The sequence below is a fragment of the Thomasclavelia cocleata genome (genome assembly GCF_900102365.1).
GTDB lineage: Bacteria > Bacillota_I > Bacilli_A > Erysipelotrichales > Coprobacillaceae > Thomasclavelia > Thomasclavelia cocleata.
Map to the genome: position 1 here is coordinate 17480 of NZ_FOIN01000006.1, position 15476 is coordinate 32955.

A 15476-nucleotide genomic window follows, 5' to 3' on the forward strand; every position below is an offset into this window, starting at 1 on the left:
AATTATGTTAAATAGTGCAGAAGAAATTATTAAATTTATTGGTGATGCTGAAAAACAAACAATAGTAAAGGTTTATTTAAAAGGTGAAAATTTACCTGAGGCAACTGATTTTAAGATGTTTGGTGGAGATGAAAGTAAAGTTTGTATAGGTAATCTAGATGTAATAAAAGCATATATGGAAGCTAATGAAAATATTATTACTGATTTTTATTTAGAACAGGATCGACGTAACAGTGCAATTCCATTATTAGATGTGACAAATATTAATGCTCGTATTGAACCAGGAGCTTTAATTAGAGATCATGTAAAAATTGGTAATAATGCTGTTATTATGATGGGTGCAATAATTAATATTGGAGCTGTAATTGGCGAGGAAACAATGATTGATATGGGAGCTGTTTTAGGTGGCCGTGTTGAAGTTGGAAAACGTTGTCATGTTGGAGCGGGAGCTGTTCTAGCAGGGGTAATTGAACCACCTAGTGCAACACCAGTAATTTTAGAAGATGATGTTTTAATTGGGGCTAATGCAGTAGTTATTGAAGGAGTAAGAATTGGTAAAGGAGCTGTTGTTGGAGCGGGAGCTATTGTTAGACAAGATGTTCCAGCTGGTGCAGTAGTGGTTGGGAATCCAGCTAGAATCATTAAACAGCAAAAAGATGAAAAGACTGATAGTAAAACCCAGTTAATGGATGATTTAAGAAAATTATAGGAGAAAGATATGGATGCTTTAGAGCAAATAAAAAAATGGCGTCAAGAATTACATCAAATTCCTGAGCCTGGTTTGCATGAGTATAAAACTTCAAAATATCTAAAAACGGAACTTCTTAAAATGGGATATCAGCCAATTGCTGTATTAAAGACAGGTGTCCTTGTATATATTGATAATGGTTATGATAAAACACTTGCTTTTCGCAGTGATATTGATGCTTTAAAGATAAAAGAAGAAACTAAGTGTAGTTTTATTTCTCAACATGATGGATATATGCATGCTTGTGGTCATGATGGACATATGGCTGCTTTGTTAGGGTTTGCTAAAAAATTAAAAGATAAACCTTTATCATCAAATGTTAATATCTTACTTATTTTTCAACCTGCTGAGGAATCACCAGGTGGTGCTAAATTATTAGTTGAAGCTGGGATATTGAATAAATATAATGTAAAAGCAATTTTTGGAATGCATCTAATGCCAACAATAGATGAAGGTAAGATTGCTTGCCGAGCTGGTCCTTTAATGGCCCAAAATGGTGAACTGGATGTGACTGTAATTGGTAAAAGTGCTCATGCAGGATTATATCATTTTGGTGTTGATTCAATCGTAATTGCTAGTTCGATAATTGGTCAATACCAAAATATTATTTCTCGAGTTGTTTCTCCTGTTGAAAGTTGTGTAATTAATATTGGGGAAATCAGTGGTGGAACAGCTAGAAATATTGTTGCAGATAAAACAGTATTTAGAGGAACAGTAAGAACTTATAGTGAAGCAGTATTTAAAAAAATCACTGATACAATGCAGGCAATTAATTGTGGGATGGAAAGAAGTTATGGATGTAAAATTGAATTTAGTTGTCCACCGATGTATCCACCTGTGTTAAATGATTATGGTTTATATCAACAGTTTGTTAGGATAGTTAATGAAAATTATCTTGAACTTAAAGAACCATTAATGTTAGCTGAGGATTTTGCTTTTTATCAAAAAGAAATTCCAGGAATTTTCTTTTATCTAGGAACTAAGACTTCTCAGTATTCAAGTGGTTTACATACAGAAATATTTAATTTTAATGAAAATGTATTAATTAAAGCAGTTGATGTTTATTATCAGCTTGCTGCTAAAATAAAATTGGGGGAATGAAAATGAGTTATTATGATAGAGCTAATAATGCGTTTATGAAAGCATATGGTAGATTTGATGTTACTTTTGATTATGGTAAAGGAGTTTATCTTTATGATAAAGATGGTAAAAGGTATTTAGACTTTTATTCTGGAATAGGTGTTAATTCATTTGGTTATGATTATAAACCATATGTTGATGCAATGACTGATCAGTTGCATCGCTTAATGCATATATCAAATTATTTTAATAGTGTTGAAGCGATAGAAGCAGCTGAAGCAGTTATTAAAGCAACAAAATTAAATCAAGTATTTTTTACAAATAGTGGTACAGAAGCGACAGAAGGAGCTTTGAAATTAGCTCGTAAATATTATTATGAAAAGCATGGTAAGGCAGATAGTGAAATCATAAGCTTAAAACATTCATTTCATGGTCGTTCTACTGGTTCAGTTACACTAACAGGAACTCCTGCCTATCAAACAGCATTTGGACCATTGATTGAAGGAGTTAAATACGCTGATATTAATGACTTAGAATCAGTTAAGAAATTAATTACACCTCGCACAGCAGCGATTATTCTAGAACCTGTTCAAGGTGAAGGTGGCGTTCATGTTTGTAGCCAAGCATTTATGAATGGAATAAGACAAATATGTGATGAATATGATATTGTGATGATTTTAGATGAAGTTCAATGTGGAATGGGTAGAACAGGAACAATCATGACATATTTTCAATATGGAATCTTGCCAGATGTTGTTTGTTTAGCTAAAGGAATTGGAGCTGGTTTTCCAATAGGTGCCTTTGTTGCTAACAAAAAGGTAGGAGATGCGTTAAAACCAGGGGATCATGGTTCAACTTATGGTGGTAATCCAATGGCTGGCTGTGCTTGTAAAACAGTATTTAAAATTATTGATGAGCAGAAAATGTTAAAACATGTTCAAGATATTAGTGAATATTTAATTGATAAATTAGATGAGATAGTAGAAAAATATGATTGGATAAAAGAGCGTCGAGGATTAGGATTGATGATTGGTTTAGAGTTTACTCATCCAGTTAAGCCATATATTCAAAAAGCATTAGATAAAGGTTTAGTTTTAATTACAGCAGGAACTAATGTAATTAGGATGTTACCACCATTTATTATTGAGGAAAAAGATGTTGATGAAATGATTAAAATCTTGACAGAAGTAATTGAGGAAGTTAATAATTAGATTAGATAAGGGATTTAGTTTGATTAAATCCCTTTAATTTTATTTGAAATAACTAATTAACTAAGAAAGGTGATATAATGGATAAGAAACTACTATTAAAATTATTTATAACAAATTTATATTTAAGTGCTTTTACTTTTGGTGGGGGTTATGTAATTATAACTCTAATGAAAAAGAAGTATGTGGACGAATTGGATTGGATTAAAGAAAAAGAGATGTTAGATTTAATTGCAATTGCTCAATCAGCACCAGGTGCAATTGCTATAAATGGAGCAATTGTTATTGGATTTAAATTAGCTGGTATTTTTGGGGCACTTATATCGATTTTGGCAACTATCATTCCACCTTTTGTTATTTTGTCATTTGTTTCATTTTTTTATGAAATTTTTAAAAATAATGAGTTATTTGCCTTAATGCTTTCAGGAATGCAGGCAGGAGTTGGTGCAATAATTGCTTCTGTAACTTATGATATGGCTGTTGGTATAATTAAGGAAAATGAAATTTTACCAATAATTGTAATGGTTTTAGCATTTGTTGTTACATATATATATGATATTAGTGTAATATATGTAATTTTAAGTTGTGGAATAATAGGAATTATTCAAAATAAATTACAATTCTGGAGGAAAAGATAATGATTCTATTAAAGTTATTTATTAGTTTTCTTCAAATTGGAGCTTTTAGTTTTGGTGGTGGTTACGCAGCTATGCCATTGATCCAGCATCAGGTTGTGGAACTATATCAATGGTTATCAATGGTTGAATTTAGTGATTTAATTACTATTTCTCAAATTACTCCAGGTCCTATTGCAATCAATTCGGCAACATTTGTTGGTTTAAAAATAAATGGTTTTATTGGGGCATTAGCAGCTACAATGGGTTGTATTATTCCTTCATGTATTATTGTCTCTATAATTGCTTATATTTATTTAAAATATCAACAGATGTCGATTATTCAAAATATTTTGAAATATATTCGCCCTGCAGTTGTAGCAATGATTGGTGGATCTGGGTTATTAATTATAGTAAATAGTTTTTTTAATGGTAATGTTGATTTAAAACATTTTCAGTTAATGTCAGTAATTATTTTTGCAGGTGCATTATTTTTGTTAAGAGTAAAAAAATTAAATCCTATTTACATAATGTTTATTTCAGGAATAATACAAGTACTGATATATTACTTATTTGTTTCTTTGTGATTTTTTAAGTATAATAAAAATCAAGATAAGATATATGGATGATGATCAAAATATCTAAATAAGTATACAATATCGAAAAGTTATACTATTGATGAAATATTATATGTAGTGTGTCTGATATTTTGGTTTTAGATATAGATAATGGTTATATCATGATGTTTTTTAAAGAATAATATAGATAAAATTTATATCTTCAAAGGTGAAAGAAAATATAATTATGGTTTAATAACTGGTAGGGAAATATCTTATTTTGGATACAGAAGAAATAATAAAAATGAACAGAGATTATGCTTTAATAATAGTATAAATGCTAAGAATTAATTATATTGCTATGCAATTAATTTGTGAAATAATAGAAAAAAGATGAATATAGGAGTATACTTTAATAAAAAAGGAAGATTAATCTTGATATATTTATTAATAATAATGTTTAAGTAATTATGGATTTAACTTTTGCTAGTAATTAGTATAAAATTGGCAATAAAAGTATATTTTTACAAACTAAATTGTAATGATGTTAGTATTTATCAAGGAATTAATATTATTGGTGAAGAAAACAATGATTAGAAGATTGAGTTTTGGATAGTTATTTTTATTTGCTTTGTTATATTATTACATGTAATAATTGTATTAATAGGATATATTTATCAAAAATAATATATTATCTTATCAAATTTTGTCTAAAAATTATTGGATAAATTTCAAGATGAAGTTGGTAATTATATTGAGTGCTTTAAAAATATTATTGAAATATTGACATTGGTGATATTAGTTTTTAATATAGTTTTTTCTTATTTATTAAATTAATGAATAAAAGATATAGTTATTTAAGTTTAAAGTGTTATAGTATTGAAGAAAAATATTTTGAATAAATTGAATATTTAAAGGAAAATTATGGTAATGATAACTTACAGTTTAGAATATAGCTCTTTAAAAAGGAGAAGCATTTTCTTTATCATTTTTTAGTACATATAATTGGGATATTTTTATACAAACACAGTAATTTGAAATATAGTATACTTTTATAAAGAAATAATATAAAGGGAAGTGATTTATTTGAAAAAAAGAGTTAAATTAAAAGTTAAGTTATTAGGTGGATTAAAAATATTTAATGGAAAAGTTGAATTTCCATATGAAAAGAAAAGGAGTTCTCAAGTAGATTTGCTGATTGCTTTTTTGATAATTAATCGTAATAAGAGTGTTACTAATTTACAGTTAATAGATTATCTTTGGCCAAGTGGAAATTCTAATAAACCTGAAGGGGCATTAAGGAATTTAGTATATCGTGCAAGAAAGGAAATGAAACATTTTTTTGAAGATGTTGATTGTATAAAATCAAAAGGACACCGCTATTTTTGGAATCTAGAAGTTGATTGTAATGTTGATTATGAGGATATATTAAAGCTTTGTAATAAAGTTGAAAAAAAAAATGATCCATATCAAAAATATGAGATTTGTTTAGATTTGATAACTAAATATAATAGTGAGATATTACCAGAATTAAATTATAATGAATGGATAGTGGAGATGAATAACTCATTATCAAGAAATTGTTTAGAAGCAATTTTAAATACTCTTTTAGTTTTAGCTAATCATAATAAATATGAGGAAATATTAAAGATTTGCAATCATCAAAATTGTTTAAAATTAAAAGATCTGCGTATATATCAAATACAATTATATGCATATTATAAAACTAATAAAATTGATTTAGGATTATCGTTTTATCATAAAGTAGTAGACTATTATTATAGTAAATATGGTATTGAAGTATCACATAAACTAAAGAAGATTTATAAGATGCTTATAGATACTACTTCATCTATTCAAATAGATGTAGAGGAATTAGAAAAAAGTTTAGTTAGTGATAATAATGATGATGATGAAAATACTTTTTATTGTGATTTTGATGTATTTAAAAATATATATCAAATAAATGCTCGTTCAGCCAAATGTTCGATGAAAGCACGAATATTAGCTTTATTGACTGTTGTTGATACAAGTAATAGTTTAGATGAAAAGAGCATAAATAATGAGGTTGATATTTTAAAAGATGTTATTTCTAATAGTTTGAGAAAAAATGATGTTTTTTCAAAATTTAACATGACTCAATATTCATTAATATTAGCTTCATCTGATTTAGAAGGGGCACAAATAGCCATAGATAAAACTATTTCTCGTTATAATGAAAGGAAAAAGCATGATGAAGTCATTCTAATAAGTGATTTAAAGAAAATTAGATAAAAATGTTTTAGTTTGGAAAATATTGATATATAGTGGTAACTATAATTTTGTTAATTGTTTATGGATAATTGATTGTATAACATTAAACAGATGATTTAGTGAATGATAAATTGCTTAGTGACATTTAGTTTTCTTGTTTGTGCTTAATAATATTAAATAAATATTTATGATTTGTTTTTTCATTTCATAGATTGTAATATAAAAAATTAGTAAATAATAAATATAATTTGAGGAACGTATAATTACGTTCTTTTTTATTATTTATGACTAATCCGAATAGGATGTGAAAAAAATAGCGAAAATATACTGTATGCAATAATCATTTATGTAGATAGTTATAATACTTTTATTCAATGGTTAAAATATAAAATATGGAAAGGAGAGTAGGAATAGTGGAGATAGACTATAAAGCAATCGGTCAAAGGATTAAAATCGCAAGGATTAAAAAAGGTATGACTCAAGAAGTTGTTTCATATATAGTTGATGTAACACCAGCACATATGAGTAATATTGAAACTGGAAAAACTAAAGTTAGTTTGTCAACTTTAATTGCGATTGCAAATGCACTTTCTGTTTCTGTTGATGCTCTTCTATGTGACAATGTATTGAATGTAAAAGTGATATTTGAGATAGAGGCAAAAGAATTGTTTAGTGATTGTGATGAATACGAGATAAGGTTACTAGTTGATATTCTAAAGTCTGCAAAAAAAGCAATTCGTAAAGATCGAAAAGTAAGAAATATGTTTGAAATGTAAAAAACTATGATAATAAATCACAGTAATAAGATTAGTGTCATAGTTTTTTTATTTAAAACTTAAGTAGTTATTAATATAAGAATATATGTAGTAGCTTTAAAAATAAAAACTTTGGGGTTAATTAAAGTTAATCATAAAAGATTATATCTACATAAATATAATATAGATAAGATGGGCGAAGTCTAAATGACTTTGTTTTATATCCATTCACTTTAGTTTAACAGTTGGCTGTTGCTTGATTCCATATCTTTTTGATTAAGGTGTTTTAACCTGGTTTCGCCTTTTCAGAGTAACGATTCTTACAATGATTTATATTATATTTTCCATAGCACTCTTATCTTAGCCGTTGATTTCATTTAGATTATGAAATATTACCACATTGTCTTGTAAGCTTTCTAACCCAGACTTCACATAAAGAAATCAGACGTGATATACAGATTTATATATTATAGGAGATTTACCATACTTTTACTGTGATTCAGTGAGAAGTTATACTGATATATACTAAGTATCAACCAATAATAAAACTAGCGTGAGTACTGATAAATAGAGGTTTTTTATACTTATGAAAATTTATGATAAGATATAGAAAATCTTAACATTCTTTTATCTTAAAAAAGAAAACTTCTTATTAAGAGAGTAAATAATAATAGGAGGTTTTTTATATGTATAAATATCCAATATATAAACAAGATAATAATTATAGTTGTGGTGCATATTGTATTAAAATGATTTTAAAATATCATCATCTTGATATAAAAATTAAAGAAATTAAAGAAAGGTGCCGCTTAACGAGTGAAGGTATAAGTGTTTATGGTTTAGTTCGCTGTTTACAATCGTATCATTTTGATGTTAAAGCTTATCAATGTGATTTTAATATTTTATTAGATGAAGCAAGATTACCATGTATAATTCATGTTGTTAGAGATAATATGACACATTTTGTAGTGTTGTATCAAATAACTAAAAAATATTTAATTATCGGTGATCCTGCAAAGGGCTTAACTAAACTTAGTTATGAAGAAGTGGAAAGTGTTTTTAGCGGTGTTTGTGTTTGTATTAATCATGTGGGAAGATATATGGTTAAAAAAGAACAAAAAGAGATAAGTTTTAGAGAATTTATAATTCAACATTTAAAGTCTAATTACCGATATATTGTAAAACTTTTATCTAAAGCTTTGTTTATATCCATGTGTAGTATTATTAGTTCTTTTTATTTTCAAATCCTAATTAATACGATTGATGAAGTAAATTATTATTTTATAATATGTTTTAATGCAGTTTTTATTTTTATTGCAGGAATTAGGGTGCTGCTAAATTATCAACGTAAAAATTTAGAGATTGAGATTCAAAAAAAATTGAACTATGAATATGTAAATAAAACAGTTCTTCATATGTTGTATTTACCATTTAAATATTTTAATTGTAATCAAGAAGGAGTGTTATTAACCAAAGTACAAAATTTGTATTCTTTGAGTGATTTTTTTATTCATTTTTATCTTGTTATATTTATGGATGTGATTTTAATGTTAGGAATAATTATGGCTTTATTAATATTTTCATTTCAGATAGGGTTAAGTGTAATTGTTATTTTAGGTATAATTGCTTTAGTAGTATTAAATGGGATGAAGAAATTAAATGAGTTAAATAAAAAAATTATTGGTAGTCAAGAAGAAATGAATCAGGGATATTTAGAGTATTTAAAGAATTTTTATAATAGTCATCAGTTTTTTTTAAAACAGTTTACAAAGGAAAAAATGAACTTTTTATTTGATGAGTATAATTTAAATGTTTATTGGCGTGATAAAAACTTAAATAGTTTAAATGTTGTTAGTGAAATGTTAATTCAAGGGTTATCCTTTTTGGTGGTTTTAGTTGCTTGTTATTTTTATAAACAAGGAAAAATTAATGTTGGCGATATTGTATTTTTTTATATGTTAACAACATATTTAATTGAACCTTTATTTAATTTTATTGCTTTGGTTTTTGAAAAAGATGAGGTGAAAATTTTATATGAACGTTATAAAGAGGTTATTCCAGATAAAAGTGAACGAAAGTTAAAAATAAAAGGACGTATTAGAGAGATTAAGTTTGATCATATAACATATAGTTATGGTTATAAAGAACCAATCATTGAACATTTAGATTTAGTAATTAATAGTTCTTTGTGGTTAAAGGGAGATACTGGAGCAGGAAAGTCAACTTTATTAAAATTATTGATGAAACATGATGATTTGATTAAAGGAAATATTTTAATAAATGGAGTTTCTTTAACTAGAATTGACTCTAGTTCATTGTATCGAAAGATTATTTATATAGATAAAGAACCAATATTTTATCAAGAATCATTAAAGTTTAATTTATTATTAAAAAATAATAATCAAAGATTATTAGAAAAATTATTAAGAGAATTTGAATTAGAGAACTTTATTGATAAATTAGAAATGATGATTGAGATAGATGGTAAACCATTATCTTCTGGACAGAGACAAATAATGATGATTATAAGGGCTTTATTATTAAAACCTGAGGTATTGATTTTAGATGAGGCACTTAGTAATGTTGATGATCATAAAATGTATAAGATTTTAAATTATATTAATAATTATAGAAAGGAAATTATTGTTGTTATTGTAGCTCATCAAACAAAACTAGTGAATCAATTTTATGACTGTGCTATAATTAAAGATGGAAAAATTTATAAATGAGGTAATATTATGGAGATAGATTTTGCATTAATCAATGAAGTTGAAAGTTTTAAAGAAGATTATCAACAAGATTATTTAGCAATTATTGAAGAAGCTACTAAACAATTAAATATTGATGAAAGTCTTGAATTATCATGTATTTTAGTTGATGATCAAAAAATTCATGATATTAATAATGAATATCGTAAAATTGATCGTTCAACTGATGTAATTAGTTTTGCGTTAGAAGATAGTGAGCAATATTATGTAAAAGGAATGCCAAGAAGTCTTGGTGATATTTTTATTTCTGTTGATCATGCTAAAATGCAGGCAGAAGAATATGGACATAGTTTAAAAAGGGAAATGTGTTTTTTATTTACTCATGGTCTATTACATTTGTTAGGATATGATCATATAGAAAAAGATGATGAAGAAAAGATGTTGAGAATACAAAAATCAATTTTAGAAGCATTAGGGATAGGGAGGTAACAATGGATTATCAAGAGATAATAAAAAAAGCTTTTGATGCAGCTAAAAACTCATATTCACCATATTCTAATTTTAAAGTTGGAGCATGTGTTGAAATGAATGATGGTGTATATTTTTTAGGAACTAATATTGAAAACGCTGCATATGGTTCAACGATGTGTGCAGAAAGAAATGCAGTGTATGGGGCATATTGTAATGGGTATACAAAGTCTGATATCAAACAATTAGCAATTGCTGCTGATTGTAATATAGTTGTTTCACCATGTGGGGCATGTCGACAGGTTTTAAGTGAATTAATTCCTGAAAAATGTCCAATCATTTTAGCGAATCATCAGAAATATATAATAACTTCAATGAAAGAATTATTGCCAATGGCATTTACAGAGGAAAATTTATGATATTTAAATCAGGGTTTGTAAGTATAGTTGGACGTCCTAATGTAGGTAAATCAACACTATTAAATTGTATCTTAGATACAAAATTAGCAATTATGTCAGATGTTGCTCAAACAACAAGAAATACAATTCAGGGAATTTATACAGATGATGAAGCACAAATTATTTTTATGGATACACCAGGTATCCATAAACCTCAAGATCGTTTAGGAACTTTTATGAATACTACTGCTTTAAATAGTATTTATGGAGTTGATTTAGTTTTGTTTTTAGCACCAGCAAATGAAACTATTGGGCGAGGTGATAAATATATTATAGAACGATTAAAAGAAGCAGATGGGCCAGTATTTTTAGTTTTAAATAAAATAGATATGGTTAGTAAAGAGGAATTGATTATAAAATTACAAGAGTGGCAGTCACTATTTGAATTTAAAGAGATTATTCCAATTAGTGCTAAGAATGATGATAATGTCGATTTATTATTAAAAAATATTAAAAATTACTTACCAGAGGGGAATATGTATTATCCTGAGGACCATTTAACAGATCATCCAGAACGATTTGTAATGGCTGAATTTATTAGAGAAAAGATCTTATATTTTACAAGAGATGAGATACCACATAGTGTGGCAATTGTTGTTGAAAGAATGCTTGAAGATGATCAGGGAGTAGAAATAATTGCTACAATTGTTTGTGACCGTAAAAGTCAAAAAGGAATCATTGTTGGTAAACAAGGTTCGATGATTAAAAAAATTAGGTTAAATGCTCAAAGAGAAATGAAACGTTTTTTACAGGTACCAGTTCATTTAGAACTGTATGTGAAAGTTGAAAATAATTGGCGTAATAAACAAAAATATTTAAAAGAATTTGGTTATAACGAAGATGACTATTAGTGGTGAAGTAAGTGTTGAAGGAATTGTTTTAAAAAATAAGGCTTATAAAGAAAATGATATGTTAGTCTGGATATATACTAAAGATTATGGCAAGATTGCTTTAATTGCTAGAGGGGCTAAAAAATTGAAAAGTAAAAATGCTCCTGCTTGTCAAACAATTACTTTAGGGGATTATACATTTATACCAAGGATAGGATTATCGACTTTAATTAAGGCTTCTTCATGTGATTATTTTAGGCATATTAAAGAGGATATTGAGTTAGAATCTTATGCAAGTTATTTTATTGAGTTTATTTATAAGTTTACTAAGGATAACGATCCAGATGAACTGAGTTATAAAAATTTATTTTTAGTATTGAAATATTTAGATGCTGGTTATGACCCTAAATTGGTTTATCTATTGTTTAATGCTTATATTATGGAAATTACAGGTTCAGCATTAGAGGTAGAACAATGTACAGTCTGTGGACGTCATGATCACATTGCTGGTATTTCTATTCATGGTGGTGGTTTTGTTTGCCAAGAGTGTATAGGAATATATGATCTTAAATTAGAGGTAGATGTTTTAAAAGGATTTCGTTATATTAATTTGTGTAAACTAGAAAATATTGATAGGCTTCATCTTGATGAAGCAGTAATTATAAAACTAATAGAGATTATGGAAGCTTATATTGATGAGTTTACAGGGATGACTTTTCAAAGCAGAAAATTTATTCGTCAATTTAATGGTTTATAGTTGTTTTATGTTATTGATTTAAGAAAAAATAAATTTAAAAGATTGACAGTGCATTTTAAATATATTAATTAAATGTGAAATTATAGACAAAAGTTATAATAACTTTTGTCTATTTTATTTATTTTTTGTGTTTTTATGTATATAATAAGTTAATAAAGAAAGAGGGATAACTGTGAGTGATTTTTTACCTGTAAATCGTCAAGAAATGGAAGAAAGAGGTTGGCAGCAACCAGATTTTGTATATATTTGTGGAGATGGATATGTAGATCATCCATCATTTGGTGCGGCTATAATATGTCGTACATTAGAAAGTCATGGTTTTAAAGTGTGTTTTTTAGCACAACCTGATTGGCATAATGTTGAGGAATTTAGACAATTTGGTAAACCGAGACTTGGATTTTTGATTTCATCAGGAAATATTGATTCAATGGTTAATCATTATACGGTTGCTAAAAAAAGACGTCATAAAGATTTATATACACCAGGGAGTGAGGGATTTAAGCGTCCTGATCGAGCAGTAATTGTGTATAGTCAAATGGCACGTCAAGCGTATCGAGATGCTAATATTATAATTGGTGGGATTGAAGCTAGTTTGAGGCGATTAGGTCATTATGATTATTGGGATGATAAAGTTCGTAAATCGATTATTATTGATGCTAATGCTGATTTATTATTATATGGTATGGGGGAAAACAGTATTATTGAAGTAGCTGAAGCATTGGATAGTGGCTTAGATATTAAATATTTGACTTATTTAGATGGAACAGTTTTTAAAACTAAGAATCTTGATGATGCTCATGAACCAATCATGTTACCAAGTTATGAAGATATTTGTAAAGACAAAGAAGCTTATGCAAAATCTTTTCAAATTCAGTATTTGAATACTGATCATTATAATGCTAAAACATTAGTTGAGCCTTATCAGGGTTGGTATGTGGTACAAAATCGACCTAATCGACCTTTGACTCAACGTGAATTTGATCGAGCATATTCATTAGATTATATGCGAACTTATCATCCTAGTCATAAACATATTCCTGCTATTGATGAAGTAAAGTTTTCATTGATTAGTAATAGGGGATGTTTTGGTTCATGTAATTTTTGTGCTTTAGCGTTTCATCAAGGTAGAATAGTTCAAACTCGTTCTCATGAATCAATAATTGCTGAAGCATCAAAAATGGTTTGGGATCCAGAGTTCAAGGGTTATATTCATGATGTTGGTGGACCAACTGCAAATTTTAGGCATTCAGCATGTAAAAAGCAAGATACTCATGGTGCTTGTCCAACAAAGCAATGTTTATGGCCTAAGCCTTGTAAAAATTTAGAAGTTAGTCATCAAGATTATAAAGAATTATTAAATGAATTGAAAATGCTGCCTAATGTTAAAAAGGTTTTTGTTCGTTCAGGAATTAGATATGATTATCTAATGTATGATAAAGATGATAGTTTTTTTAGAGAATTAGTTCAAAATCATATTAGCGGACAATTAAAAGTTGCACCTGAACATATAAGTAATCAGGTTCTAGACAAAATGGGTAAACCACGAAGAGGTTTATATGAAAAATTTGTTGATAAATATTATCGATTAAATAATGAATATAATAAAAAACAGTTTTTAGTGCCATATTTAATGTCATCTCATCCAGGATGTACATTGGAAGATGCTATTGAATTAGCAGAGTATTTGCGAGATATTCATCATCAGCCTGAACAAGTTCAGGATTTTTATCCAACTCCAGGAACACTTTCAACAACGATGTATTATACAGAATTAGATCCTCGGGATATGTCAAAAGTATATGTCCCTAAATCACCCAAAGAAAAAGCAATGCAAAGAGCATTGATCCAGTATCGTAATCCTAAAAATTATGATTTGGTTTATGAAGCGTTAATTAAAGCGAATCGTAAAGATTTAATAGGTTTTGGCAAAAAATGTTTAATAAAACCAAGAAAGACTAGCAATCAATATAATAATCAAAAGTGGAGAAAAAAACGATGAAATTTAGTGAAACTTTTACGTCTGTTACTAAAACATATGTGAATTTTGATGTTTATCTTCCTACTGTAATGATTCGTTATAAAGCAATTATTCAGATTCATCATGCTATGGGTGAACACTTAGGGCGTTACCAGCGTTTTGCTGAATATTTAGCTCATGATGGCTTTGTTGTTGTTGTTAGCGATTTTCCTGGTCATGGAATGTCTTTATATAATTATGAACAAGGTTATTTTGGGGATGGAGATGCTACAAAAAATTTAGTTGAAGATATGCAGAGACTTCGAAATATGATGGCTGCTAGATATCCTGATTTACCATATTTTATGATTGGTAATGAGCTTGGTTCAATTGTTTTACGTAAATATGTAGCAAATTACGGAGACTATGTTCAAGGATGTGTGTTTATGGGGACATGTGGAAAGCTAAGACATATAAATCTTGGTAAAGCATTTGTAAAAGGTGAAGTTATTTTAAGAGGAAATATGTATCGTTCCAAATTAATTAAAAAAACAATTGTCAAATGTGAAACATACATAACATCTGATTTAAATGAATTGGAATTATATCATCAAGATCCTTTCACAGACTTTATTTATACTAATCAGGCATATAATGATATTTTAAAGCTTATTAAAGAAGTAACTTTATCTGAAACAATTAAGAAAATTCCTGATTATTTATCAGTATTTATAGTTTCAGGTTTAAAAGATTCTTTTGGTAGATTTGGAAAAGGACCAAAATGGTTATATGATAATCTTTTAGATAAAGGGGTTAAGGATCTTTCATTAAAATTATATGAGAATAGTCATCAGGATATTTTACATGATTGCCAACGTCTAGAAGTATATAAAGATATTTTAGAATGGTTAAATGAGCGAACTTTTATTTAGTACCCTTATGATTGGTTGACAGACAACCACTATAAGGGTATTTTATATAGTGTATAAAAATAAATTAAGTATAGAGTATATAAATAAACTAGGCTTGACTATGTTCAAGTCTTTCGTTGTTTATGCATCTAAAACTGGCATATGAAGGAGT

Annotated in this window: 14 protein-coding genes; all 14 read left to right on the plus strand. The window is 27.6% G+C overall.

Translation table 11 applies throughout. The features are described 5' to 3' along the window. The first annotated feature begins 4 nt into the window (after window positions 1-4). On the plus strand, window positions 5-709 hold the full coding sequence (gene dapD, locus BMW96_RS04120) for a 2,3,4,5-tetrahydropyridine-2,6-dicarboxylate N-acetyltransferase (protein WP_092352794.1): 705 nt from the start codon (window positions 5-7) through the stop codon (window positions 707-709). Between the two features lie 9 nt (window positions 710-718). Then, window positions 719-1849, plus strand: coding sequence for a M20 family metallopeptidase (locus tag BMW96_RS04125; RefSeq protein WP_092352796.1), 1131 nt, complete (start codon window positions 719-721; stop codon window positions 1847-1849). Window positions 1850-1851: 2 nt separating this feature from the next. Then, a complete protein-coding gene (locus BMW96_RS04130; protein ID WP_092352798.1) occupies window positions 1852-3039 on the plus strand; it encodes an aspartate aminotransferase family protein in 1188 nt (395 codons plus the stop codon). A gap of 77 nt (window positions 3040-3116) precedes the next feature. Continuing rightward, window positions 3117-3674 (plus strand): chromate transporter, encoded by a 558-nt coding sequence (locus BMW96_RS04135; protein WP_092352800.1) that lies wholly within the window; start codon window positions 3117-3119, stop codon window positions 3672-3674. Beyond that, complete coding sequence (locus tag BMW96_RS04140; RefSeq protein ID WP_092352802.1) at window positions 3674-4237, plus strand: chromate transporter; 564 nt, start codon at window positions 3674-3676, stop codon at window positions 4235-4237. Before BMW96_RS04135 ends, BMW96_RS04140 begins: the two co-directional genes overlap by 1 nt. 1047 nt (window positions 4238-5284) lie before the next feature. Then, on the plus strand, window positions 5285-6481 hold the full coding sequence (locus tag BMW96_RS04145; RefSeq protein ID WP_244881254.1) for a hypothetical protein: 1197 nt from the start codon (window positions 5285-5287) through the stop codon (window positions 6479-6481). Between the two features lie 392 nt (window positions 6482-6873). After that, complete coding sequence (locus BMW96_RS04150) at window positions 6874-7236, plus strand: helix-turn-helix domain-containing protein (protein WP_092352806.1); 363 nt, start codon at window positions 6874-6876, stop codon at window positions 7234-7236. A gap of 665 nt (window positions 7237-7901) precedes the next feature. After that, on the plus strand, window positions 7902-9944 hold the full coding sequence (locus tag BMW96_RS04155) for a cysteine peptidase family C39 domain-containing protein (protein ID WP_092352808.1): 2043 nt from the start codon (window positions 7902-7904) through the stop codon (window positions 9942-9944). 9 nt (window positions 9945-9953) lie between these two features. Next, window positions 9954-10412, plus strand: coding sequence for an rRNA maturation RNase YbeY (ybeY, locus tag BMW96_RS04160; RefSeq protein WP_092352810.1), 459 nt, complete (start codon window positions 9954-9956; stop codon window positions 10410-10412). A gap of 2 nt (window positions 10413-10414) precedes the next feature. Beyond that, on the plus strand, window positions 10415-10810 hold the full coding sequence (gene cdd / locus BMW96_RS04165; protein ID WP_092352812.1) for a cytidine deaminase: 396 nt from the start codon (window positions 10415-10417) through the stop codon (window positions 10808-10810). Further along, window positions 10810-11700, plus strand: coding sequence for a GTPase Era (era, locus tag BMW96_RS04170; protein ID WP_092352950.1), 891 nt, complete (start codon window positions 10810-10812; stop codon window positions 11698-11700). Before cdd ends, era begins: the two co-directional genes overlap by 1 nt. Continuing rightward, a complete protein-coding gene (gene recO, locus BMW96_RS04175) occupies window positions 11690-12436 on the plus strand; it encodes a DNA repair protein RecO (protein ID WP_092352814.1) in 747 nt (248 codons plus the stop codon). Before era ends, recO begins: the two co-directional genes overlap by 11 nt. Before the next feature lie 172 nt (window positions 12437-12608). Further along, window positions 12609-14435 (plus strand): YgiQ family radical SAM protein, encoded by a 1827-nt coding sequence (locus BMW96_RS04180; RefSeq protein ID WP_092352816.1) that lies wholly within the window; start codon window positions 12609-12611, stop codon window positions 14433-14435. Beyond that, window positions 14432-15325 carry an alpha/beta fold hydrolase gene (locus BMW96_RS04185; RefSeq protein ID WP_092352818.1) on the plus strand — a complete coding sequence of 298 codons (894 nt, stop codon included), beginning with the start codon at window positions 14432-14434 and terminating at the stop codon, window positions 15323-15325. The genes BMW96_RS04180 and BMW96_RS04185 overlap by 4 nt, the downstream gene beginning before the upstream one ends. The last annotated feature ends 151 nt before the right edge of the window (window positions 15326-15476 follow it).

What these genes read in the sequence shown, in the direction of transcription:
- dapD (WP_092352794.1), top strand. Translation starts at nt 5, where the DNA reads ATGTTAAATAGTGCAGAAGAAATTATTAAATTTATTGGTGATGCTGAA.
- BMW96_RS04125 (WP_092352796.1), top strand. Translation starts at nt 719, where the DNA reads ATGGATGCTTTAGAGCAAATAAAAAAATGGCGTCAAGAATTACATCAA.
- BMW96_RS04130 (WP_092352798.1), top strand. Translation starts at nt 1,852, where the DNA reads ATGAGTTATTATGATAGAGCTAATAATGCGTTTATGAAAGCATATGGT.
- BMW96_RS04135 (WP_092352800.1), top strand. Translation starts at nt 3,117, where the DNA reads ATGGATAAGAAACTACTATTAAAATTATTTATAACAAATTTATATTTA.
- BMW96_RS04140 (WP_092352802.1), top strand. Translation starts at nt 3,674, where the DNA reads ATGATTCTATTAAAGTTATTTATTAGTTTTCTTCAAATTGGAGCTTTT.
- BMW96_RS04155 (WP_092352808.1), top strand. Translation starts at nt 7,902, where the DNA reads ATGTATAAATATCCAATATATAAACAAGATAATAATTATAGTTGTGGT.
- ybeY (WP_092352810.1), top strand. Translation starts at nt 9,954, where the DNA reads ATGGAGATAGATTTTGCATTAATCAATGAAGTTGAAAGTTTTAAAGAA.
- cdd (WP_092352812.1), top strand. Translation starts at nt 10,415, where the DNA reads ATGGATTATCAAGAGATAATAAAAAAAGCTTTTGATGCAGCTAAAAAC.
- recO (WP_092352814.1), top strand. Translation starts at nt 11,690, where the DNA reads ATGACTATTAGTGGTGAAGTAAGTGTTGAAGGAATTGTTTTAAAAAAT.
- BMW96_RS04185 (WP_092352818.1), top strand. Translation starts at nt 14,432, where the DNA reads ATGAAATTTAGTGAAACTTTTACGTCTGTTACTAAAACATATGTGAAT.